General features: G+C 34.1%; 25 protein-coding genes. 18 read left to right on the top strand and 7 right to left on the bottom strand.

The window, feature by feature from the left end; translation table 11 throughout:
- The first annotated feature begins 2 nt into the window (after positions 1–2).
- On the top strand, positions 3–3125 hold the full coding sequence (locus tag ACQKMV_RS06830; RefSeq protein WP_427503049.1) for an ATP-binding protein: 3123 nt from the start codon (positions 3–5) through the stop codon (positions 3123–3125).
- A gap of 567 nt (positions 3126–3692) precedes the next feature.
- Here the strand turns inward: ACQKMV_RS06830 and ACQKMV_RS06825 are convergent.
- The gene (locus ACQKMV_RS06825; RefSeq protein WP_427503048.1) at positions 3693–3872 is read right to left on the bottom strand and encodes a hypothetical protein; all 180 of its coding nucleotides are present in this window, start codon (positions 3870–3872) and stop codon (positions 3693–3695) included.
- A 190-nt stretch (positions 3873–4062) separates the two neighbouring features.
- On the opposite strand from ACQKMV_RS06825, the gene ACQKMV_RS06820 reads away from it, so the two are divergent.
- Complete coding sequence (locus ACQKMV_RS06820; protein WP_427503047.1) at positions 4063–4200, top strand: hypothetical protein; 138 nt, start codon at positions 4063–4065, stop codon at positions 4198–4200.
- Between the two features lie 82 nt (positions 4201–4282).
- On the opposite strand, the gene ACQKMV_RS06815 is transcribed toward ACQKMV_RS06820, so the two are convergent.
- Entirely contained in the window at positions 4283–4693 is a 411-nt protein-coding gene (locus tag ACQKMV_RS06815) for an Lrp/AsnC family transcriptional regulator (RefSeq protein ID WP_427503046.1), read from the bottom strand.
- A 116-nt stretch (positions 4694–4809) separates the two neighbouring features.
- On the opposite strand from ACQKMV_RS06815, the gene ACQKMV_RS06810 reads away from it, so the two are divergent.
- Both ACQKMV_RS06810 and ACQKMV_RS06805 read left to right on the top strand, forming a co-directional pair.
- The gene (locus ACQKMV_RS06810; RefSeq protein ID WP_427503045.1) at positions 4810–5568 is read left to right on the top strand and encodes an MBL fold metallo-hydrolase; all 759 of its coding nucleotides are present in this window, start codon (positions 4810–4812) and stop codon (positions 5566–5568) included.
- Between the two features lie 56 nt (positions 5569–5624).
- Positions 5625–6500: an alpha/beta fold hydrolase gene (locus ACQKMV_RS06805; RefSeq protein ID WP_427503044.1), complete on the top strand. Its 876-nt coding sequence runs from the start codon at positions 5625–5627 to the stop codon at positions 6498–6500.
- Positions 6501–6586: 86 nt separating this feature from the next.
- Here the strand turns inward: ACQKMV_RS06805 and ACQKMV_RS06800 are convergent, their stop codons facing one another.
- On the bottom strand, positions 6587–6781 hold the full coding sequence (locus tag ACQKMV_RS06800) for a GNAT family N-acetyltransferase (protein WP_427503043.1): 195 nt from the start codon (positions 6779–6781) through the stop codon (positions 6587–6589).
- Positions 6782–6914: 133 nt separating this feature from the next.
- Between ACQKMV_RS06800 and ACQKMV_RS06795 the strand changes: the two genes are divergently transcribed.
- Together ACQKMV_RS06795 and ACQKMV_RS06790 are read left to right on the top strand one after the other, a co-directional pair.
- Positions 6915–7094 carry a hypothetical protein gene (locus tag ACQKMV_RS06795; RefSeq protein ID WP_427503042.1) on the top strand — a complete coding sequence of 60 codons (180 nt, stop codon included), beginning with the start codon at positions 6915–6917 and terminating at the stop codon, positions 7092–7094.
- A 557-nt stretch (positions 7095–7651) separates the two neighbouring features.
- The gene (locus tag ACQKMV_RS06790) at positions 7652–8329 is read left to right on the top strand and encodes a class I SAM-dependent methyltransferase (RefSeq protein WP_427503041.1); all 678 of its coding nucleotides are present in this window, start codon (positions 7652–7654) and stop codon (positions 8327–8329) included.
- A 442-nt stretch (positions 8330–8771) separates the two neighbouring features.
- On the opposite strand, the gene ACQKMV_RS06785 is transcribed toward ACQKMV_RS06790, so the two are convergent.
- Positions 8772–9392: a LysE family translocator gene (locus ACQKMV_RS06785; protein WP_427503040.1), complete on the bottom strand. Its 621-nt coding sequence runs from the start codon at positions 9390–9392 to the stop codon at positions 8772–8774.
- Between the two features lie 273 nt (positions 9393–9665).
- On the opposite strand from ACQKMV_RS06785, the gene ACQKMV_RS06780 reads away from it, so the two are divergent.
- The 12 genes from ACQKMV_RS06780 to ACQKMV_RS06725 all read left to right on the top strand — a co-directional run bounded on the left by ACQKMV_RS06780 (position 9666) and on the right by ACQKMV_RS06725 (position 20813).
- Positions 9666–9860 (top strand): DUF3953 domain-containing protein, encoded by a 195-nt coding sequence (locus ACQKMV_RS06780; protein ID WP_427503107.1) that lies wholly within the window; start codon positions 9666–9668, stop codon positions 9858–9860.
- Positions 9861–9889: 29 nt separating this feature from the next.
- Positions 9890–10489, top strand: a complete 600-nt coding sequence (locus tag ACQKMV_RS06775) for a protein kinase (RefSeq protein ID WP_427503038.1) — start codon at positions 9890–9892, stop codon at positions 10487–10489.
- Between the two features lie 129 nt (positions 10490–10618).
- Complete coding sequence (gene fabZ, locus ACQKMV_RS06770) at positions 10619–11044, top strand: 3-hydroxyacyl-ACP dehydratase FabZ (protein WP_427503036.1); 426 nt, start codon at positions 10619–10621, stop codon at positions 11042–11044.
- Between the two features lie 616 nt (positions 11045–11660).
- The gene (locus ACQKMV_RS06765) at positions 11661–12422 is read left to right on the top strand and encodes a glycosyltransferase (protein ID WP_427503035.1); all 762 of its coding nucleotides are present in this window, start codon (positions 11661–11663) and stop codon (positions 12420–12422) included.
- Positions 12423–12729: 307 nt separating this feature from the next.
- Complete coding sequence (locus tag ACQKMV_RS06760) at positions 12730–13203, top strand: hydroxymyristoyl-ACP dehydratase (protein WP_427503034.1); 474 nt, start codon at positions 12730–12732, stop codon at positions 13201–13203.
- Between the two features lie 38 nt (positions 13204–13241).
- Positions 13242–13688, top strand: a complete 447-nt coding sequence (locus tag ACQKMV_RS06755) for a DinB family protein (RefSeq protein WP_427503033.1) — start codon at positions 13242–13244, stop codon at positions 13686–13688.
- A gap of 170 nt (positions 13689–13858) precedes the next feature.
- Entirely contained in the window at positions 13859–14605 is a 747-nt protein-coding gene (locus tag ACQKMV_RS06750; RefSeq protein WP_427503032.1) for a polysaccharide deacetylase family protein, read from the top strand.
- Positions 14606–15126: 521 nt separating this feature from the next.
- Complete coding sequence (locus ACQKMV_RS06745) at positions 15127–15888, top strand: GNAT family N-acetyltransferase (RefSeq protein ID WP_427503030.1); 762 nt, start codon at positions 15127–15129, stop codon at positions 15886–15888.
- 178 nt (positions 15889–16066) lie between these two features.
- Positions 16067–16756, top strand: coding sequence for a peptidoglycan recognition protein family protein (locus tag ACQKMV_RS06740; protein WP_427503028.1), 690 nt, complete (start codon positions 16067–16069; stop codon positions 16754–16756).
- A 412-nt stretch (positions 16757–17168) separates the two neighbouring features.
- Positions 17169–18674 (top strand): S41 family peptidase, encoded by a 1506-nt coding sequence (locus ACQKMV_RS06735; RefSeq protein ID WP_427503027.1) that lies wholly within the window; start codon positions 17169–17171, stop codon positions 18672–18674.
- An 81-nt stretch (positions 18675–18755) separates the two neighbouring features.
- A complete protein-coding gene (locus tag ACQKMV_RS06730; RefSeq protein WP_427503026.1) occupies positions 18756–19658 on the top strand; it encodes a CobW family GTP-binding protein in 903 nt (300 codons plus the stop codon).
- Between the two features lie 390 nt (positions 19659–20048).
- Positions 20049–20813, top strand: a complete 765-nt coding sequence (locus ACQKMV_RS06725; protein WP_427503024.1) for a CAP domain-containing protein — start codon at positions 20049–20051, stop codon at positions 20811–20813.
- A 290-nt stretch (positions 20814–21103) separates the two neighbouring features.
- On the opposite strand, the gene ACQKMV_RS06720 is transcribed toward ACQKMV_RS06725, so the two are convergent.
- From ACQKMV_RS06720 to ACQKMV_RS06710, 3 genes are all read right to left on the bottom strand, one after another.
- Entirely contained in the window at positions 21104–22354 is a 1251-nt protein-coding gene (locus ACQKMV_RS06720; protein WP_427503023.1) for an MFS transporter, read from the bottom strand.
- A 32-nt stretch (positions 22355–22386) separates the two neighbouring features.
- Positions 22387–22977: an ArsR/SmtB family transcription factor gene (locus tag ACQKMV_RS06715; protein WP_427503022.1), complete on the bottom strand. Its 591-nt coding sequence runs from the start codon at positions 22975–22977 to the stop codon at positions 22387–22389.
- Between the two features lie 205 nt (positions 22978–23182).
- Positions 23183–24553 carry an MATE family efflux transporter gene (locus tag ACQKMV_RS06710; protein ID WP_427503021.1) on the bottom strand — a complete coding sequence of 457 codons (1371 nt, stop codon included), beginning with the start codon at positions 24551–24553 and terminating at the stop codon, positions 23183–23185.
- Positions 24554–24696: the final 143 nt, after the last annotated feature.

Here is a 24696-nt window from a genome sequence, read left to right as displayed (position 1 = left end):
TAATGAAAAAGAGAAAAATTGTTCTCATCATTTGCTTGTTTACTATGTTTCTAACAGGCTCACGAATTTTATGGCTACAATTATTTGATAATACAGATCAACCCTATGCTGTAAAAGGGCAAATGGATTTGAGAAATTGGAATTTTAATGACGGTCATGCCATTACACTCGATGGGGAATGGGAATTTTACCCTTATAATTGGTTGATTAGTGAAGATAAGCATATAAAATCCACGAAGGATCATGCAAAATACATACAGGTTCCAGGAGGGTGGGGTACTTCTTTACAAGAGGGAGAGATCACTCCCTATGGTTTCGGTTCTTATCGCTTAAAATTACTCGTCAATCCAGAAGACAATATAACTTACAGTATTCGAGTTCCGAGTGTTCGGAGTTCCTCAGAAATATATGTAAATGGTAGAAAACTGGCGAAATCAGGTCAAATTGGGGAGAATGCTGAAAAAACAGTCGCCAATAATGTTCCGTATACTGCTTCCTTTGAAGCAAACGGTCACAACGAGATCGAAATCATAGTTCAGGCTGCTAACTTTAAGGATCCTCGTAATGGTGGAATTGTGCGCTCCATTAAATTTGGAAAAGAAGATATATTAGCTCGGGAAACTAATTTATCATTAGCTATGCAACAACTAGTAGCAATAGTATTTCTAATACACGCAGTCTATTCCATCATTTTATTTTTGGTAGGGAATAAGGATGTAAGATTACTTCACTTTTCACTGTTATCGTTTAGTAATATGCTTTATTACTTATTAGCAAGCGATGATAAATTATTATCCTATTGGTTTCCGATTAGTTATGATGGGGGCTTTAAGTTAGTTCATCTTGCTATGGTCGGCATAGGTTATTCACTGCTTCAATGTATAAAACAATGGTTGCCTCATAATGTGAGAAGGTATATACGTTGGTTCAGTATTTTCTGTGGCATCGCTGCATTGTTGGCAATCGTGCTGCCTACACGCTATGTAATAACCAATCAAGGCATTTATCTTATAATTTTAGGAATCCCAATGGTTATAACGATCCTAACTTTAATGCGAAAGTCTATTAAAGAAATCGGAAGTAATATTTTTTTACTTCTTGCCATATTAGCATTTGTCAATAATAATATTTGGGATGGTCTATTTATCATTTTTGGTATAAAAGTGATCATGTATCCATTTGATCTTATAATATCAATGGCATGTTTAGCTATATTATGGTTTAAAGATTACTCTAAAGTATATTCGGATACAAAAGAACTTGCTATTAAGCTTCAAAAGACAGATAAGTTAAAGGATGAATTTCTTGCCAATACTTCTCATGAATTACGAAATCCACTTCATGGGATACTTAACATTTCAAAAGCTGTTTTGGAAAGAGAAGAACGTGTACTCAGTGACAAAAGTGTCAAGGATTTAGAAACTGTGCTGTCTGTAGGACGTCGTATGTCACTTATGTTAAATGATTTACTGGATGTTATGAGCTTAAAAGACAATAATCCCAAGTTGCAACTTAGAACTTTCTCGATTCACACAATCGTATCGGGTGTATTAGATATGCTCTATGTGATGAGAGAAGGAAAACAGATTCAGTTAATAAATCAAATCCCTGAAAATTTTCCAAAAGTAGTTGCTGATGAAAATAGGGTTATTCAAATTGTTTTCAATTTACTTCATAATGCAGTGAAATACACGAACGAAGGTGAAGTGACAATATCAGGTTTTGTGAAAAATGGTATGGCGGAAATTGTGATTTCGGATACTGGTATTGGTATCGATGAGGAAACCATCCAACATATATTCGAACCTTATGAGCAAGGTACCATTAGTAAGGCAATGATTGAAGGTGGATTTGGGCTAGGACTAAGTATTAGTAAACGTTTGGTAGAACTACACGGAGGAACATTACAGGCAAAATCAGTTGTAGGAAAAGGGTCGGTATTTACTTTTACTTTACCGATATCTGATTTAACTGATGAGCAAGAAGCTACAGAAAATGGAGCTATGTTATCAAATGCGATGGAAGAATCAACGGTAGTGACATCAACAAATCCATTTGATGATAAAATTGAAAATCATTCAATCATCGAAGCAAATCGACCTAGAGTATTGGTCGTTGATGATGATCCAGTTAACTTAAGAGTTATCGAAAACATACTTTCAATAGAAAAATACGACTTAGTAACAGTCACAAGTGGTAGGAAAGCTCTCGATATTTTAATGATTCAAGAGTGGGATCTGGTCATATCAGACGTGATGATGCCAAATATGTCTGGATACGAATTAGTACGTACAATTCGTCAGCAATTTTCAATAACAGAACTTCCTGTGTTACTTCTTACGGCAAGAAGTCAGCCTCAAGACATTGAAAACGGATTTTTATCTGGTGCCAATGATTACGTCACAAAGCCTGTGGATGCTTTAGAGTTAAGATCAAGAGTAAAGGCACTAACCGACGTTAAACAATCTGCACAAGAAAGGCTTCGTATGGAGGCAGCTTGGCTTCAGGCACAAATACAACCGCATTTCCTATTTAATACATTAAATGCCATTATTACGTTAAGTGAAATTGATATCGAGCGCACTAGTAAGCTACTTGAAGCACTGAGTGATTTTTTAAGGGAATCATTTAAGTTTCAAAATATTGATGAGATTGTGCCGATTGAGGATGAGTTAAATCTTGTTCGATCTTATCTATATATTCATAAGGAACGTTTTGGGGAGCGGATAAATGTAACGTGGGAATTGGAAGTATCTACTGACGTCATGATACCATCACTGACTATCCAACCATTGATTGAAAATGCTTTGAAACATGGTATTTTGCCCCGTGAAACCGGCGGGAATATTCATATTCGCATTTTAGATTACGACACTTATATTGAAATAATTGTGTCAGATGATGGTTTTGGAATAGATGAAGCTACGTTGGAACGTTTACTTGTAAGAAAAACGGAGTTTTCAAGTGGGATTGGATTGCTTAATACAGATCTTCGCTTAAAACAACATTACGGTGAGGGACTTCGTATAAAAAGTAAACCAAATCAAGGTACAGAAATATCGTTTGTTGTTCTTAAAAAGAAAGAAAAATCAAAGCAATTTAAGCGTGAATTGATGGAGAAATAAGGATATTTAATATGAGCTGCATCCCCAATTAATAATGGGGGTGCAGTTTTTACATTCTAGAGCCCGGTCAGTTTATAAAAAAAGAATGATCAATTAAAATAACTTTACAGCTTGTTATTGTACTGCATTTAAATGCTTTTTTGTATTAGACGGTAAATTTCTAACATGAAATAAATAGCTGGTCATGTCATCATCGATAGGAAGACAAAAGATTTATCCGGTTTCTGTCCACAAAGTGCAAAAGATACGCATATGATTGATCAAAATCCGCATGATAAGATTGATCGTTTTTTAAATCATCACAAAGTCTCAAATGACGTATCTTTTATTAACGAAGGGATTTCAGTGACAACGTAGACGATATCTTGAAATATATTCTTTGGAGCATTTAGATTTGTTCATGAACCGTTCATATAGACGGCTCTAATTTGGTCATCTTTTTCTAGCCCATTTTAAATCAAAAATTTGTTTTTCTGTTCTCAATAATAATCATGTTTAAATTAGTGAAATATATTTGGAAGTACATAATGAAAAACAGATAACCAATAAGTTATCTGTCTTCTTCAATCATTTTGCAAACGGATCTTCCGATTCATATAGAAAACTTTTCTCAAGATTTTCTTTTGTTTCGGCATTGACTGTTTTTTCTTTTGCTTCTGCTTGTTCACTAGCTGGAGCTTCGTCATGAGAAGAACATGCAGTAAGTAGGAATGCTGCCATTGCTCCGATATATAAGAATTTTTTCATTGCTATAACCTCCGTTATTGTTTAGTTACGTTTTAGATTGCGCAATTACACTTAGAATATTACGGAAATGACAATGATAAATTTTGTTTTTGTAACAAAAAATGAAAAATGAACGTTAAACAATAAAAGGGGAAAAGGAGACTTTCTTAGTGTAAAGGGTACCTACCAATTAACGCATAAAGAAGTTGAGTTGGTTACAGATGCTAAGTTACTTGGACCGAACAGCGGGGCAGATAACCATGCTCCAACAAATATGACTTTTCCAACAGGCGGTATGTGGAAGCTGGATGCCTATATTGATGGGAAGTTATTTGGTAGTGTTATGTAAAAGTGGAGAATTGAATAGCTTTATAGTTACATTAAGTAATTGAAAAATACCAGGCAATCCACAGAGAGAGCCTGGTATCTCACTATTTTCTAATGACAATAGACAATTTATAGTTTGCATGCTTATTTAAATCGACTAGAAATTGATCTAATACTTCGTTTGACGGGAATCGACATTCAAGAAGATAGCAACTATCGCCACTTATTTTAAAGTTATTTTGAACAAAGTGCTGCTGAGTTTTTAAAAACGACAGATAAGGTTCGTGAAACGGACTTTTCGTATAAATATTAATAAATGCATGGACATGGCTACCTAATTTTATGTGATTCACATTAATTGTATAGCTCTCAATAACCCCATTATCTTCAAGTCTTGCCACCCTCGACGCCGCTGCTTGCCCAGTCAAATGAACCTTTTCACCCAATTCCTTCATCGTAATCCTGCTGTTTTTTGAAAGCTCATCTATAATACGCAGATCCGTACTATCTAACATGTAGTAACTCCTTTCATTATTCAAGTCAAATCGCTAAAAGACTTGATTTTATCTATGTAATTACTATTTGGACATAGTATAAACTAAATGTAATTTAAAGAAAAGGAGTTATAAAAATGAAAATTCAACAAATTCGCAATGCCACTTTAGTACTCGAATATGGAGGGAAAAGATTTTTAGTTGACCCAGTTTTAGCAAATAAAGGTGCATATCCACCTATTCAAAATTCTGTGAGACAAAATCAAAATAACCCATTAGTTGAATTACCAACATCCATTGAAAATCTCATTAATGTCGATGCTGTAATCGTAACTCATTTACATTTAGATCATTTTGATGAAGTCGCTAAAGAAGTACTACCGAAAGACCTTAAAATGTTTGTGCAAAATGAAGAAGATGCGAATGAAGTTAAAAACGCTGGTTTTATCAATGTGGAAATTTTACAAGAAGATACTGTTTTTGAAGGTATTCAATTAACTAAAACAAAAGGTCAACATGGCAGAGGAGAAATTTTAAAATTTATTGGTCAAGTGTGTGGTGTTGTCTTTAACCATCCAAATGAGAAAAAATTATATATCGCTGGAGATACTGTATGGTATGACGGAGTTCAAGAAGTGCTCGAAAAAAATCATCCAGAAATTATTGTCGTTAATGGGGGAGACAATCAATTTTTGGAGGGAGGTTCTCTCATAATGGGGAAAGATGATATTTATGAAGTTCACAAAGCTGCTCCGAACGCAAAAATTATCGTTAGTCATATGGAAGCGGTCAATCATTGGACATTATCAAGAGCGGATTTAAGAAGCTTTATCAACGAAAGAGGAGTTGCTGCTCAGGTATACGTGCCGGAGGATGGTGAAGAATACATATTTTAATTAAAAAGCATATTAATAATAGCTAAATCCTGTAAAATTAATGCAGGAGGGATCTTATGAAGCATTCCATTTATAACAGTGAAAAAGGTAGATTGGCTATTTTAAAGCACTATGAACAGTATTTAAATTCATTTGATTTTGAAGTAGAAAGAGCTTTTGTGGATATATCCATTGGAAAAACACATGTGCTAATAGCGGGTCCAAAAGAAGGAAAGCCATTGTTTGTTTTTCAAGGTGGGAATTGCATTAATCCGATGACATTATCCTGGTTTAAGCCGCTAATACAAAAGTATAGAATTTATGCGCCGGATACGATTGGTCATCCAGGATATAGTGAGCAAAAGAGAATTTCAGCAAAAGATAATAGCTTTGCGCAATGGATAGCTGAGTTGATGGATTATTTTAATATTAAGAAATGTGCTTTCTTAGGTCCATCATACGGAGCGGGTATCATTTTAAGGTTAGCAACCTATATGCCAAATAGGATTGATTGTGCTGTACTTGTTTCTCCTGCTGGATTAAAACTTGGCTCCAAAACGGAGATGATTCAACATATCTTAATCCCTTTGCTGATGTTTAAAAATTCTTCGTCAGCCAAGTATCTTGAGAAAATTACCGATAGAATGTCTGCCAATTGCATGAAAGAGATGGATCGGCAGATTATTGGAGATATTTTTCGTTACGTCAAATTAGAGCAAGAGATGCCTAAATTAACAGTTAGAAAAGAATTAGAAAATTATGTTTCACCTACATTAATTATCGCTGGAGAACAGGATATTTTCTTTCCAGAAAAGAAAATCAAAAAAAGAGCTGAACAAGTCATACCAAATTTGACTATTTTTCAATCATTTAATATGGGACATTTCCCTTCAGAGGATTATTTAGAAAAAATAAATAACGTTATTATTGGTTTTTTTAATAAATATTATTGATTGTTTTTAGAGAGCGTCCTAAAGAGGATGCTCTTTTTATAGAAAAACAGACACCATTAGTTATCTGTTTTTTCGGTTTCAGTTTTTTAAAATTCTAAGCGCATAGTATGGCACATTTCTTTAAATCCATGTTTGTTATACAAGTTAATAGCGCCAATATTTTCTGCTAATACATTTAACTCCAAGTAGTCTAGTTTACGTTCTTCTGCCCATTTTTTTGCCTCATGTAACAATACTGAACCAATGGTGACATAAGTTTTAACAAATGTCATCCACAACATTTGGTGGTGATCCTAATATATGTAAATAAAGGAGCTTTAATAAACTCATAAAGCTAACACAGTATAAACCGCATAGGATATCCAATACTAAAGCTGTTTTAAACATTTAAAAGTGAAAGGAGGAAAATCATCAGTGAGATTTTTAACATGGGGAATTATTGGTGCCGCTACTATTTATGGTGTGGTGAGACACTTTGGGATGGCGAATGTCGACAACGCACAACCAATGGCACAATCTAATCAACAAGGCACGACACCAGTACAATTAGTAGCAAACAGCAATCCACTTACCGCAAATACACCAAAACAATAATGCAACAACTAGCTTATAGACTTGTATCTGTTATTGGTCTATAAGCTTTTACATAAAAATTGTAATAGTGAGTTAAAACCTTATATGATTATTTACAAAAGTATCCATAAAAATGTAAGGTTGTGATAAATTAAACTGAAATGATGTTTGTGATGAGAAATATTAAGTGCATTTGGAATTCTATTGGTGACTAAAGCCTACAAAGGTTCTTTTTAGTTTGGCCAATTAATCGTCATCGATTAGAAGACATCATAATATCTTAAACTATATATTCGATATATTCGTTTCACTAGGTGGGAGAGATTTATTTTGAACTTAAATTTGACTATGAGAAGGATTTCTTCTTGTAGTCTTTTTTGTATTTCAAAAGAAGAGGAAGATCGAAATGAAAGGGGCGGAGAACAATATTACATACAATCAATAAAGGCTTTTACAAGAATTTCATTTCAAATAAAAAGGTATTAATGCTATAATATGGAAATATAAAAACGGGTCATTTTATTGAAAACACTATGTAGTGCTTTTCATATGCAGGGTAGGAAAGGAGGTCAAGATAAATGAAAATTACCATGCGATATGGGGTTGACGCTCCGTTTTGGGTTGCCTTATTAATTATTATCGGGCTGGTATTTACGTTATTGGGTGTGTTTGGTTCAGTCAATGGGTTTGTATTGGGCTATGGTTTGATTTGTCTTGTGTCGGGCCTATGGATGTTTATATACTCAACAACAATCAAAATCGCACACAGAGAGGTGATTTTGAGCCTTGCGCAAGCTAAATCAGGTGATGAACTTCTTGATGTGGGAACAGGTCGTGGACTTTTGGCTATTTCCGCATCTCAAAGGGGTTGTAAGGTTACAGCCACTGATGTTTGGTCAAAATGGGATTTGGGAGGGAATGGAAAAGCTAAACTACAAGCTAATATGGTTGCTGAAAGTGTGGCAGAAATCGACATCGTGGATGCAGACGCTCGGGAACTTCCATTTTCGGACGGAAGTTTCGATGTTGTTGTCTCAAACTTCGTAGTCCATAACATTAAAAGTGTAGAAGGAAGAAGGAAGGCGATTCTTGAAATGTGGCGAGTTTTAAGCCCAAATGGTCGATTAGTCATTTCTGATTTCAGTAAAACAGCTGAATACATTCAAATATTGAATACAGTTTCCAATCGAGTTGAAATAAAGCAATTTTTTTATACATTTCCGTTTTCAAAAGCTTTTGTTGTGCAAAAGATTTAAGAAATCAATAAACAAAAAAATTGTATTTACCAAAAGGTTCATATAACAGGGGGCAGAAAAAGGAAATGATGATTATAAGTTTTCTTTTAACTGGTTGGATATTAAGTTGGTTTAAGTTTGACGAGTTATTTATACAAGCACTCAAGGAACTATTTAACAAGAAGGTGACAATTGCAAGTTATTATTTTATATTTTTTTGTATTGGGACAATTGGAGACTTAATCTTATTTTTCAACGGAAATTATATAACTAATTTATTCAGCTAACGACCAGATTACGGAATAAAGAAAACAGCTTATAACATTAAAAGCACAGAGCTCTCTGTGCTTTTTTAACCTTCCATCTCAAAATAAAGAAGACCTTCTGGAGATCGACTTCCAGCATTGGGGATAGAAAAAAGGGAGAGCACGCTTTATCGTGTTCTCCCTAAGAAACTATAATACTATCTACTTTGAGTTTGAAGGGCTAATTTAACACCTAGCCCTATATAAACGAAACCGACAGCCTTTTCAAGCCAACGCGAACCATTGCTTGATGTTTTCGTAAAGATTTTTTCGCCAATAAAGCTTGTAATTATAGCTAACAAAATAGTATACAAAGCACTCATCACAACAAATGTAATTCCTAAAATCAATAATTGTACAGTGATGGATTGGCCATTATGTTGAACAAACTGTGGTAAAAACGCTAAGAAAAATAATGCAGTTTTTGGATTTAAAATTTCCGCTAAAAAACCTTGTCGGAACGAAGTACTTGCCGGACTTTGTTCAACAGTTGGTTTTTCTATTTTTTGTGGTTTTGTTAGTAGCATTTGAATACCTAGATAAACAAGATATGCAACACCAATATATTTCACTACTTCAAACGCAGTGGCAGATTTCATTAAAATTGCTGATAAACCTAATACAGCTGCTGACGTATGGACTAAGTCACCTAGTCCAATTCCTAGTGCCGTGAAAATACCGTTCTTTTTACCACCTTTCAACGTTTGCGTAATGGTAATGATAACAGCAGGACCAGGAATTAAAAATAAAAGAAGAACTATTGCAATAAAAGATAACATGTTTACCCATCCTATTCTAATAAACTAAACATTCAGTAAGAGAATAATAAAATTGACTTAATGAATGCAAGAAATATTATATTCTATCTTCTGTAGGACTGTCGATAATGAAATTCTAAAAAGAAACTATTTATAAAAATCAGAAAATGATTTGTTGATATTTGTATAATATTATATATTATTGGATTATAGTGAAAGGAATTAGGTGAGAAATTGAAAACAAAGAGATGCGATTTATCTTTGGTCATACAAATTATTTTAATAGTTTTCATTATGATCATTAGTATGTATTGCTTAAAAACTGAAGATTTTACTATGTTGCCTTTTTTACAGATTTTGTTAGGGCTTAACTTTATCATAATAGGCTTTCGAGAATGGAAAAGAGGGAAAAAAACGTATGTAAGCCTACTCTATTTCGGTGTTGCGATTTTTATATTATTTGTTTTTGTAATATCTTTTTTTGATTAGTAGGAACAAGTTCATAGGGAGGGGTTACAATGAAGAATATTATTGAAATCGTTAGAAACGTAGATCAACTAATGGTTCCGCAAAATTTTGTTGGGATAGGTCCTACTAGAAAGGTGTTTCGTTTTAAAAATTGGGTCATAAAAAAGCATCTACATGAAATTGGTTTTATACAAAGTCAAAATGAGCAAAAAATTCATCATGCATTAAAAAAGAAAGGATTAGCCAATTACGTAGCACCTATTTTGTATTTGGATGAAAAAATCTCAATACAACCATATGTTCAAGCATTACCTTTAGTAAATGGTGAAACATTTGACATAGATTTTAAAACTGATTTGCGTCTATCCGCTAATTTAAAGGCAGCAATCGAAGAAATTGATCGAGTTCATGATGGATTTGACTTTTTAGATAGCAGTAATTATGGCGAAGATGAGCATGGTCAATTGATGTTATTAGATTATGGCATGACGAAAAATTTATATGAAACAAAATGGGTTCCGCTCGCAGAAGCAGGCGTGTTACCACAAATTTATTTTGAGCCATGTACAAAATGTGGTGTAGAAAAAGAGCTTAGAATTTATGGTGAAAATGATATGGATAGAAGATGTTACGAGTGTGGTAAAGAGTAGCAGTATTTCTATGATGTTATTTTTTACAATTCGTATCTTAGGGATATGGCTTTTTTTTATGTTAATTATAGTACCAACTACTAACATTTAGTGTTAGAATTAGGTTACAAATCCTTTGGAGGTTATTAAATGATAGATATTCAACAAATACAAGAAGTATTAAGACATCGTTACCCATTTCTTTTAGTGGATAGAGTATTGGAATTAGAGGAAGGCAAGAGCGCTGTAGCAATTAAAAATGTGACGATAAATGAAGAATTTTTTAATGGACATTTTCCTAATTATCCAGTAATGCCTGGTGTGTTAATTGTAGAGGCTTTAGCTCAAGTAAGTGCAATTATTATGCTTACTAAAGAAGGGAATCAAGGTAGACTTGGATTACTAGCAGGTATTGATAATTGTCGCTTTAAAAAACAAGTTAAACCTGGTGATCAACTGCGTCTTGAAGTGGAAATTACACGCTTAAAGGGTGCCATTGGTAAAGGACGTGGAGTTGCAACGGTTGACGGAGAAATAGCTTGTGAGACAGAGCTTATTTTCGCATTTGGAAGCTAAGTCCATCTGATTTTAGAGAGGCTGAGACAAAAGTGTTTCAGCTAACAAAAATACCGAACTATCCAATTGAAACGCTCATAAAGTGTTTCGGAATAGTTCGGTTTTTCTATTTATCGTGTTTTGTTAATTTAGAGATTATTCGGCTTTATGAGGAACCATTTAGTTATGTCCCAGCCTCTTTGTTCTTTGTTTAAAGGATTCTAATATATTTGTTGAACAATATAATAAACGGATGAATCTAAATGGAGGTGATTACATGAATCATCATATAGCCCTTTATATAGTCACTTGTATCATGCAATTCATCATCCTCACAAACATCACATTATTAAACGGACAATGCAAGGGGATTACAATGTGGCTATGTACTGGTATATTTATTTTCTCAACTGAGGTTTTCATCTCAAGCAGATCAAATAAAGTTCTAATGAAAATAATCGAAAAATAAAATACATAAGAGTTGATAATTACAAAAATCAACTCTATTTTTTTGCCCAAATTGTGAATGTTGTGATGAAATATCCATAAAAAACCAAAAATAAAAAATTTAAATGGAATAAATGAATGTATACTTAAATTAAAATAACAAGAGATAATTATTAAGGGGAGATATTATATGTCGGAAAACACACCATTTATAAAAAATGTTCCTGATGAAGATGTGAAATTTTCTGTTATCATACCTGCTCATAATGAAGAAAATTATATAGGTGAGTGTTTAGAGTCAATTGCAAAGGCTGCACAACCTTATAAAGATCAAGTAGAAGTTATCGTTGTGCTAAATCGTTGTACCGATAAAACGAAAGAGATTGCACAGTCCTACAATTGCGTGACATTAGAAAATAACGATAAAAATTTATCCAAAATTAGAAATGCTGGAGCTTCGTTAGCGAAAGGTGATATTCTCATTACAATTGATGCTGATACTCGAATGACAGAACACATGCTATCTGAGGTTGAAAAGCACCTAGCTTCCAATCAATTTATTGGGGGCGGCGTGAACGGAAATTTTGAAAGAATGTCCTTAGGTATAGTAGTATCTACCATGCTATTAATTGTTCCTTTATTGATTAAGTATGGTTTTATTTCTGTAGGGATCTTTTGGTGTTATAAAAAAGACTTTCAGGCAATAAAAGGTTTTAACGAAAATATGTTAATGGCAGAAGATGCTGATTTTGCTAAACGTTTAAAACAATGGGGCAAGAAGAACGGTAAAAAATACGGAACGATTAAAAATGGAATGATTACTTCGTGCAGACGATTTGATCATTATGGAGACTGGATGTTACTTAAACGTCCTGATATGCTTTTAGCTTATTTAAAAGGTAATAATGAAAAGGCTGCTAATGAAGCTTACTATGATGACCAAGCAAGATAATAAAAGCTCAAATGACTCATATTCCAATTTGAAAAATCATTTAGACCACTTCGTTGCACTAAAACGGGTGGTTTTTATGTCTAGTTTTTTGGAATTTCTAGAAAACGGAATGATATGGTACGAAAAGTTCTCCACAGATACTTAACATCAATAAAATTTTGTCGAAAATAACATACAATCTTTCCGTTCCTTCATATACTTGTATTGTCTGAAAGATTTAAAGGTGACTATGTTTTGACTATAAACAAGCTTTCTATTCATAATACGGTCATTAAATCAGGTAATCCACTATGAGAGGATGAGGGGTTTGAAGCATCCCGGCACAAATGTTTTTGAAAATAAAGAGGAACTATTCATACCTGAAAAAGCATTAGATAAAGATTTTTGTGATCGATTAGTGAAAAAAATCCATAAAAATATACTGAATGAAAATATAGCAAACGATGTTTATATGGCTTATTTCGTGATTTTTGATCAACAATATAAATTGAAAGAAATTCGATATTTACTTGATCTTTTAAAATTGCAATCAAATGAAATTATTAGATCTAAACCAATTTATATTACATTATGTGGTGTTATCCTATCATTGATTACAATTATTGCTTCTGCCATCAATACTAAACTGATGATTGGGATCTCACTTGTCCAAATCGTTGCTCTTGCAGTTTTAAGTTTTAATGTAGCTATATTGTTTATTTCCTATAAAATAGAAAAAGAATATAAAAAAATATACGAAGTCATTAAATTAATAGACTATTATTTGAGTTTTTATAAATAGGACGAATCAGTCATTATAAAACAATGGGAGTGGGAAATATGCAAAGTACTATTGATCAATTAGATTTATGGGTAAATACGGTCCCTGAAGAATTCCATAAAATGTCTGAAACAGAGATTTCACAACGACCATCACCTCAAAAGTGGTCAAAAAAAGAGATATTAGGGCATCTATGCGACTCTGCTATTAACAATTTGGAAAGGTTTGTTAAAATACAATACAATATGGAACCCTTAATACTAACTCCTTATGATCAAGTTCAGTGGGTAAAAATCCAAGGGTATCAAGAATTATCGATTGATGAAGTATTGGAATTATGGGTGAGCTTAAATAAAAAAATTATTAATGTTCTAAAAAATATCCCTAAAGAAAATCTAGCCCTTAAATGTGGTTTTGACAGTAATGAACTCGTGACACTACAATGGCTTATTCAAGATTATCTGGAACATTTGGAACATCATTTAAAAAAGCAAATTTTAATATAACCCTAGGATGCCTTCAAGGATAACATCTAGCTACAATCTGTAAATTTTCGGATGGTACGCTTCTTTTTAGCTTCAAAGAATACACAGTAACAAAAAATCAAAAAAGAGCATTTTTTTTATCATTCCTCAAATAATAAGGTACTAAATAATTTATTTGAGGAAGTGAAGATTTGAAAAAATGTCTGTTTTTGTTGTCTGTTTGCCTTTTAACTATCTCCTTTTATTATGTAAAAGCTGGCGCAGCAACATATGAAAATAAAGGAAGAAAGTATTATGAAGAAGCAGGACAAATTGTTTGGGAGATCAAAACGGATGAAAAAATTGTTGCTCTTACCTTTGATGATGGGCCACATCGAAAGTACACATCTCAGATTTTAGATGTATTAGACAAATTCAATGCGAAAGCAACTTTTTTTATTGTTGGTCAAAATGCAGAAAAAAATCCTGAGGTAATATCAAGAATGTATAACGAAGGACACGAACTAGCCAATCATACATTTTCGCATCCTCTAAGAACAAATGTCTCTAATTTACTTAATGAGATAAACCAAACGAATGATACCATTCAGAGCATCACAGGATTTAAACCTACTTTATTCCGACCTGTTGAAGGGCAGTATTCGGATGCAATGATTGAAGCGATTGCTAAAGAAGGATATAAAGTTGTTATGTGGTCATGGCATTTAGATACTCTAGATTGGAAAAGTCCAGGTACGAATAGAATTGTTGACACTGTGTTAAACGGTGTTAAAGAAGGAAATATAGTTCTTTTCCATGATGGAGGCGGAAATCGCCATCAAACTGTGAAAGCAATGGAAAAAATAATACCTGAACTTGAAAGACAAGGATATCGATTTGTCACGGTTTCTGAATTACTCCAAGTGCAAAGTAATAAAGGCCATAGCAAAAGTAAATAAGTATCAGTAGTGTTTAAACTACATCTAAATGTGTCATTTACAAAATATTCCATTAGTTATTCCCATGAAATAGGGTTGGCTGGGCGCTTTACTAGGGGCGTCAGGGCAATAAGTGTTTTCTGTGCGAAAGCGCAGTGCAACGAAGCGGCAGCAACAGGATGTTGGGCAAGAAGGTGTTATCACAGGAGTAGCCTTCGTTCCTCTATTGCTGATTCCAAGCCTCCACTCCAATCAACAAATACTAATACATGTATAACAAGTATCATCTTCAGTTTTGATGTTGAGAAAAAAATATACTTTTTTCGATTTTAGTGTATACCAATTTAGTCTTGCTCAAGGTACACAAAATTCAATAAGTTATTTTCCATTGAGAAAATCAGGCTAAAGTGTAATTAGCCTGATTTTTTTATTTCTATAAATGACTTTTCCATTTCACTTTACTTAATTTTTTTACAGATCTTCGTGACTAAAAACGCTTAAACAAAAAAAGGTATAATTATCTTAATAGGAGGGGATTGGCATTGTGTAAGATTGAATTAGTGGAATTTAATAATGAGCTTTTAGAAGGTATTGGGAGTTATTGTCTTAGAAGTAAGAAGAAATCATCTGGATATTTAAATAAGAATAAATGGCTGAACAATAGATTCGAAGAAGGCTTGAAATATGTGCAAGTAATCGATAATAAAAAACAAGTAGGCTTTATTGAATATACAGAAGCTGAATATTCCTCAAGAGTGGTTCATGCTGATGGTTATTTAGTGATTCATTGTTTATGGGTAAGTGAAATCGGGAAAGGTTATGGTACTCGATTAATCAATAAATGTTTAGAAGATGCAAAAAAGCTAGCAAAAAAAGGTGTTGTTGTTATTTCGAATTCAAAAACGTCTTGGGCGCCAAGTAAAGAGATTTTTTTGAACAACGATTTTCAACTTATTGATACGGCGCCATATGATTTTGAATTACTTGTCTACCCATTGAGTAACGAATCCGAACAGCCATATTTTCCGAATGACTGGGAGGAAAGATTAAAAAAGTTTAACAACTTAACGATTTTACGTTCATTCCAATGTCCATATGTCGAAATTGCAACAGAAAATATTATAGCTGGTGCAAATAAATTGAATATACCGGTTGAGCTTATTGATCTTAAAGGTAGAGAAGAGTTGATGCAACTTTCACCAACCCCGTATGGTATTTTTTCAGTCATTTATAAGGGGCAACTTCTTACTTTTCATAGGCTAACAGTACATTCTGTTATAAAAAAATTAAGAGAACTTACTTAAAAACAGCTCAGCGCAAACCAAAATAAACATTAGAAAATTTTAAGTGTGAATATGTGGTTATTAGGGTATTTAATATGTAGTAAATTTAATATCTATCTTTATACTGCGAATATGAAGATAGTTTGATTAAAGTACAATAATCCTGCTTTTTACATTAAAGAGAAGGGAAGGGAAACCATTGGTAAAAATTCGCCAAAAACTAGTATCAGTTTCGCAAGCAATCAAAATAACAAATGGTAAAAATAATGCAAAAAAGTATATTGTCGTTCATGAAACTGATAATACGAACAATGGAGCTGATGCCGATGCCCATGCCCGTCTACAAATAAATGGCAACAGCAGGCAAGCAAGCTGGCATTGGCAAGTAGATGATAAGGGAGCAGTACAATCATTTGAACATTTTTGGGAATGCTGGGGAGCAGGAACATATGTCGGTAATAGTCAAGGAATACAAGTAGAAATTTGCGTAAATAGTGATGGTGACTATATTAAAGCTGTAGAAAATGCTGCAAGTCTTATCGCAAAAATAATAAAAGATGAAAATATAGCAACTCAGAATATTGTTCAACACAATTATTTTAGTGGGAAAAATTGCCCTCGGAATATTCGAGCTGGGAAAGTACCTTGGTCACAATTTATTGAAATGGTAAAAAGCGCTGGAGATATTCAAAATCCTCCAGTAGCAACACAAAAATATCGTATTTTAACGGGAACGTATAGTACACTTAAAGCAGCAGAAAGCGCAGCACAGGTGATGAAAACATCATTCGGTTGGCTTGTTTACATTGAGCAAGACGGTGCAAATTATCGAATTAAAACAGGAACTTTTACAGGGATTAATACTGTGAAAAATGCGAAAATAAAATAAAAAATGATAAATTGGCGCAAGTTACTTATATTAAAGATGCAGAAGAGGATGTATAATTTCTAATATTCTATGAGGATTTTAGTTGACTGCTTCGAGGAAACGAGTAAAATAGAAAAGCAGTACCATTATATACCTACAACTTAGCAGATAACAGAGGTGCCTATAGAAAGTGCTACTTAGGCACCTTTAAATTAAAAAATCCAAAGCAATACACCTACATAGAATAAAGTGCTTAACAAAATATCGATTCAAATGAAAAGTTGCTTTAAAATGATGGATTTTTTGAAGATTGTTGTAGGAAAAGATTTGTCATAATTTTTGACAGTCTTTTTCTTTTCGTCTTCTCTATAACCTGTTAAGATGGTAATAGTGTGACATCAAGTTAGTGTATATGAGAGTGGTGACAATCAAGATGGATGAACAGAAAAAAGATAGTATAGAACAGCAGCCGGAACAAACACCCCCTACTGAAGTAAAACCAGCAGGACAATTTATAAAAATGAAACCGTTTAAATTTATCATGGTGATGTTCTTTACGATCCTTATTACTGCAGGCTTAACGATATTTGCGTTAACTTTCGGAGAAAAGAAAGTAGTTGAAGTGAAAGTACCTACTGGGCGTGCAGAATTTTCAAAATTATACGAAGCCTATGATTTACTAAAAAACAACTATTACAAAGATATCGACGATTCAAAAGTGGTCGATGGTGCTATCAATGGCATGTTTGACGCTTTAGGTGATCCGTATTCTGATTTTATGGTGAAGGAAGAAGCAGATCAATTTAAATCTGGATTGTCTTCTAGTTTCCAAGGAATTGGTGCGGAAATTCAAGAGCGTAACGGCTCAATTACAGTTGTGTCACCTATTAAAAATTCACCTGCTGAAAAGGCAGGGCTATTACCGAAAGATATTATCTTAACTGTTGATGGAAAAAGTATTCATGGGTTAAGTGCATCTGAAGCGGTAGCTCGTATTCGCGGTGAAAAAGGTACACCTGTAAAATTAACCGTGAAACGAGAAGGAAACGCTGAGCCACTTAATATGACAATTGTCCGTGATGAAATCCCAGTTGAAACGGTTTACGGTGAAATGCTTGAAGGTGGTATTGCCCATATTCAAATAACGTCATTTAGTGAAAATACAGCAAAAGAATTTGAGAAGATTCTTGCGGATTACGAAGGTAAAGGCTTAAAAGGTATCGTAGTAGATGTGCGTCAAAATCCTGGTGGCTACCTAGATGCTGCAGTAGAAATTTCGAATTTATTTGTTCCAGAAGGTAAACCGATTGTACAGGTACAACAAAAAGATGAAGACCCGAAAATTACAAATGCTATTGCTGGTAAAAAATACAATGTTCCAGTAACAGTTCTTGTTGATAGCGGCAGTGCTTCTGCTTCTGAAATATTAGCTGGTGCATTAAAAGAATCAGCTGGTGCTAAAATAGTAGGAGAAACTTCGTTTGGTAAAGGTACAGTGCAAAATGTCACACCATTAAAAGATGGCTCTAACCTTAAATTCACAACAGGTAAATGGCTAACACCAAATGGTAACTGGATTCACGAAAAAGGTATTGTTCCAGATGTTAAAGTGTCATACCCAACTTATGCATCATTACCATACTTAGATCCATCTACTGAAATGAAAAAGGGTATGCAGTCTAACTCTGTAAAAGCGGCACAAGAGATGTTAGAAGTTCTAGGATATGAGCCTGGTAAAGCAGATGGCATTTTTGAACAACGCACAGAACGTGCAGTGAAAAAACTGCAAGCTGCAAGTGGTCTTGAAGAGACTGGTGTTTTAACGGGTGATACAACGTATGCTTTAATGGATGCATTACGTGCTAAAATAAAAGCAGATGATCCTCAATTGTTAAAAGCAAAAGAACTGCTTACTGGTACACCAGCAAAAACTGAGTAAACTACAAACTAACAAAGAAGCTGTCGCAGCAGGCGTCTCAAATTGCCTTTGCGACAGCTTTTTTTATGGGAGGTAATAATTGTGAAGGACGTATATTTATTTAGTGGCTTTTTAGGTAGCGGAAAAACATCCATGCTAACGGATGTTATTCGACAACTAAAGGAAAAAAATTTAAAGCCCGCTGTCATTATGAATGAGCTTGGAAAGCTACCATTTGACTCACAGGCTGTGGAAAAGGATATTCCGCTAAAGGAGATGTTAGAGGGCTGTATTTGCTGCTCTGGCGCTGAAAAAACAGAAGCGCAAATTCAATCTCTTCTATTAGATAGTGACTTTGATGTCCTGATTATTGAAACAACAGGCGCTGCACATCCTGTTGAAGCATTAGACGCTGTCTATTCACCATTATTCGCGGAACAGTTAAATATTAAAGGAATTGTTACGGTTGCTGACTCAAAGCTATGGATGGACCGAGAGACATTAACCCCACAAGTGCGCTCCTTATTTATGGAACAAATCCGCCACGCACATTTATTACTAGCTAATAAAATGGATCTACTAACAGATGCAGAGCAAGCTCAGGTTGTTTACGAGCTACAAGGCTTTAATCCTCATGCTTTCATTTTACAAACTACAAATGGGCGAGTGCCGTTACGTTTGTTAGAAGATTTAAAGGCAACAGTTCGAGTGGATAAACAAGATATTGTGAAAGCTCCTATAGCATCGATGCATCTAGGCTCGCGATTAGTTGAATTTAAGGACGTGGACTTTACGCAAGAACAATTTGAGGATTGGGTACGTACATTACCTGAAACTGTGTATCGAATGAAAGGCTATGTGCCAATTGAAGGTGTGAAAAATCCTATGTTGTTTCAATATGCATATGGTATGGTCCAATGGCTTCCGGAGTACGTAAAAATGCCCGCAAAACTTGTTATCATTGGTGAAGATGTAAGTAGCTTAAATGTAATAGGTCTTGATTAAAGGCTGAGGCTGGTTATAATAGATAATCTAAAACTGCTAAATTCTACTAGTAAGACGGAAATTTTGTTCTTGTCGTCTTACTTTTAGTAGAAATTATGGCAGTTTTTTTATGTGAATTAGTTGAAAAAAGGTAACGTATTTCAATATTTTTAGCTTTCATTGCTGTAAGATTCTATTTGAATCTTGAAAATATTTGATAGTTTTTAAGGTATGTCAACCCTATTTAAAACGTAAGTATTTCATAGGCTGGTGAAACTTGCTAAAAATTATTGCTAAAAACCCTCTATTTGATGCGAATCTATTTCACTCATGGTGTTGTTAACAGATGCTGGTAAGAAATTTATTAAAATCGTCCCTTACGATTGGTTGCAGAGAAGGAGGAATTGCAAAATGAAAAAAACACTAACTGCAATTTGTGCAACATTTCTAATAGCAGCTCCAATTCAAATGGCTTCCGCTGCTGCAAAAACTACAGAGGGGAACACAACTACAGACTGTAATAAAGTTTATTCTCATAAATGGTCAAACCAATGGTCAAATCAATGGTCAAATCAATTGTCAGACCAATTGTTAAATCAAAAGTGGTTTGTAACTTTACCACAAACACAAGCACCATCAAAAGAAGTACAAGTACCAGAAAATAATCAAACACCAAATAATAATTCACAAGCAACAAATAATAATTCACAAACAACAAATAACAATACACAAACATCTCAAAAAGATAATACAGCAACTGCACCATCTAAGACTACACCATCAACAACTACTTCAGATGTGAATGCTTTTGAACAAGAGGTAGTAAAATTAACGAATGCTGAACGTACAAAAGCTGGTTTAGCACCATTAAAAACAGATGATCAACTGATGGCAGCTGCTCGTGAAAAATCACAAGATATGCAATCTAAAAACTATTTCTCACATACAAGTCCAACATTCGGTTCACCATTTGATCGTATGAAAGCTTTAGGTATTACGTATAAGAGTGCAGGTGAAAATATTGCACAAGGTCAACGTACACCTCAAGAAGTAGTACAAGCTTGGATGGATTCACCAGGTCACCGTGCGAATATTTTAAATGAGAAATTTACGCATATCGGTGTGGGCTATGTGAAATCAGGTAACTACTGGACACAACAATTTATCCAAAAATAATAGTATAAATTGAATAGCTTCATTGAATAAAAGGATGTCCACTAAGTCGTATATGGCTTAGTGGACATCTTTTTTAATGCAAACATGGAAACTAGAAATGTTTATAGTTTGCTATTCATGTTGTCAAAACTATTATGATAGTGAAATAAAGGTGCCATAATAAATTAAGTATGGCTCTTTGGCAAAACGAGGGGTTGATTTCCGTTCCGACTGTGCCGAAGCCGTAGTTACACTTATTTTAAACTCCACACCATTTCAATGAGACTTGAAAATATGTGAAAAAAGTTATTTTATTCAACAATTTTAATTACATTTGGCTTAAAAATATATAACAAAGATATACTAATGATTAGGCATCCAGAATACAACATTATATTAGATATAGTCATATCCATAACAATGGCAATAGAAACAAAAGCATATGAGAGTGGGACAAGTCCGTTCGAAAATGCGTTGACAAGGCTCATCACTCTCCCTATTTTATCTTGCTGGCTTTTTTCTTGAATTATTGAAATAAGTGAAACATTAATGACAGAAGAAAGTATCCCCATAATTGATAATAAAAAAATACCTTGCCAAAGAAAATTAATGTACCCAAGTAAGGATAAACAAATTCCAAGTACAGTGATAATAATTAAGATGGATAAACCTCTTTTTTTTCTGTAATTAACTATTCCTACTGTTAACGCCCCTGCCAGCATTCCTCCTTGATAGGAGCTCTGTAAAAAGCTTAAATGCAATGCTTCTCCATGAATTACATTATTAACAATAAGAGGAATCCCCATTTGAAGGGGACCAAAAAAGAAAAAATTAACGACTATAAGAATGATGAGCATGTTTTTCAGAAATGACATATTCCAAACATACTTAAACCCATCAAAAAGTTCGTCTTTAGTAGAACTTTTTTTTGAGGGAGCATTCCTTATTTGTTCACCAATACAAAATGAAAATAGGAAGGTCATGAACAAAAAAGCTGCAATAATTGAAAATAAAAGACTAAACGATCCTTTAGATAAAACCCATCCGCCTATCATTGGTCCAGAAAACATGGCAATCTGATTTGAACTTTGTATGAATGAATTAGCTCTTGTTATAGATTTGTTCGAAACTAACAATGGCAGCAGTGAAGTATTGGCCGGGGAAAAGAAGGCATCTACAATTCCAAATAATATGGCAAAACCAATAAGCGACCAAATTTCAAGGATGCTCATTTGAAGGAAGACAATCATAATAACAACTATAACGCATCGGAGAAAGCTTGAAACAAGCATAATACGTGACCTTCTAAAGCGATCTGCCCACACGCCTCCAACAGTCATAAAGAGAACGCGAAAAATCATCGTCATCATCATAACTATTCCTAATGCTGATTCCATTTTCAAGACTGTAATAATATACCATTGTTCTGCGAATAAATAGGTAGATAAAGCGACAAAAGAGGTTGTACTTGATAGCCATAGAAATATAAAAGAACGATTTTTTAATAGAGATGAAGATTTTTCTTCCTCCGGAGGTGACCAAAGTACATCCTGATTCCTCAAACCAATCCCTCCATTACATAAATGATTTGACCTTAATTCTTTTTCGTAAAAATAGGCTCTTCAATTTGAAACGCAGTCGTCATTAAATAATAATGTTGCTTTTCTTCTTCAGTGTTATCGCTATTGAATTCTTCTAAAAGAGCCCTGTATTTTTGGGTGAATTCCAGGAATTTTTCTTGGCTAACCGTAAATTCTGTTTGGAGAGAAAGGTTGTTCCATTCTTCTATATTTGAAGAACGTAATTTGAATGTTTCATCAGGTGCGGTTAACACACGTGTTTTAGCACGACTTAATACTTCTAAAAATGATTGTCTAGTGGCTTCTTTAGATTCAACATAATTAAGCAAATGATCTGCAGGGATAAACCCTCTTGCTACAGCTTGATAATATTTTAATAAATTGCCTCCGCGTTCTTCAGTCATTACGAGCTTAATAATTCCATGTTTCTCTAATTCCCGAATGTGATATAGAATTTTTGCCCTAGATAGGTTTAATTCATTAGCTAGCATGTGTACTGTGTAGGGTTCTTCAACTAGATACATTAGCATCTTTGTTCTAAGTGGATCACTTATAGCCTTTAATTGTTCATAAGATTCAATAATTGAAATAGACTTTTGCTTCATGCAATAACCACCTTTTTAACCGGTTAATAAATATTAACTGTATTATAAACTGTAAAAAAATACATGTAAATCATTTTTTGGAAATTTTATTTTTATTTTCCTGCAAAGTTTAGAGGTGTTGCTTTAAAAGGGGGAAGGGGTTGTAGTTGATGGACTCTTGAAGATTTATTACTTCTAAATTGAAAAAAACTAACTAGAACAATGTCTAGTTAGCTATTTTTACTTTGGTCAAGTTTGTATATCTTTTTTGAACAAGTAATAAACGTATTAATAAAGTAATCGCTCCAGTTGTCAGACCTGCAACTAGTCCGATCCAGTAGCCAAAGGGTCCGAAGTCTGTATGAGTGGCAAGTACATAACCGACAGGCAAACCGATAACCCAATACGAAATAATGGCCATAATAAAGGTCACTGTAACATCCTTGTAACCTCTCAAAGCACCTTGAACTGGAGCTTGGATAGCATCAGATAGCTGGAAAATGGCCGCATATATTAAAAAATGAACGGCATATTCTAGCACTTTTCCATCAGTCGTATACATATTTGCAACAGGTTCACGAAGGATAAAAAGGATACAAGCTGAAATAAAGCTAAATAAAATTGCGGTCCCTACACATAGATAGCTATACTGTCTAGCATCGTGCATACGGCCAGCACCTATTTCAAAACCTACTAAGATCGTAACGCCCATCGAAATGCTAAGAGGTACCATATAGAGCAGGGAGGTGAAATTTAAAGCTATTTGATGAGCTGCTATGATTTCTGTACTAAAGTTACTCATCATCATCGTGACGGCAGAAAAAATACTCGTTTCTGCAAATAAGGATATTCCAATTGGCACACCAATGACTAAAATTTCCTTCCAACGAAGCCATTCTAATTTTGGCCAGTCGTGGAATAGGCGGAAGCGCTCAAAAGGCACACGTTTTGCAATAATCCAAACTGTGATCAAGAAAACTAGCCAGTATGTAATGGCAGTTGCAACGCCCGCACCGATTCCGCCAAGCTCGGGTGCTCCAAACTTGCCAAAAATAAAAATATAATTCAACACAATATTAATAGGCGTTGTAAGCAATGTAATAATCATTGTGACGCGTGTTTGTCCTAGTGCATCGATAAAACAGCGCATAACAAAAAATAAAAAGAGTGGTAAAAGACCAGCACACATCGCATAGATATAGGATTGGGCAATAGTATGTACAGAGGCTTCTAAATTCATATTACCAAGAATCCAGTCAATACTGACTAATAATACAATTAAAATAAGAGCTACTAGTACGATAGCTACATAGATTCCTTGCTGAACAGCATTCTTTGCTGCCATCTCTTTTTTAGCTCCAACAAGCTGTGAGACAATAGGTGTAATCGCTAGGAGAATTCCAGATAAACCAGTGTAAACAGGCATCCAAATAGAGGAGCCAATGGATACTCCGGCTAGATCAGCGGTACCGTAACGACTCGACATTAAAATATCGAAGAAAGAAATAAGATAAATCGCTATTTGAGTGACTAAAATTGGTACGATAATTTTTAATATTAATGCATATTTTTCTTTTAATGTAGTTGTCTGATTCATAGAGTATATCTTCCTTCATTAACATAATTAATTAGTATAGCATACAAAATAGATGAAAGCTGAAAAAATCAATTATCCCCGGCATCACAGGCTTTAGATCTGACGCTTCGCTTTCGCTACATAAAACACTTGTAGCTGCCGCT

Origin of the sequence: Lysinibacillus sp. NPDC094403, assembly GCF_050278745.1 — a bacterium.
Classification (GTDB): domain Bacteria; phylum Bacillota; class Bacilli; order Bacillales_A; family Planococcaceae; genus Lysinibacillus.
Note: the sequence above shows the minus strand (reverse complement) of the source record. Positions and strands in the feature narration are given on the sequence as shown.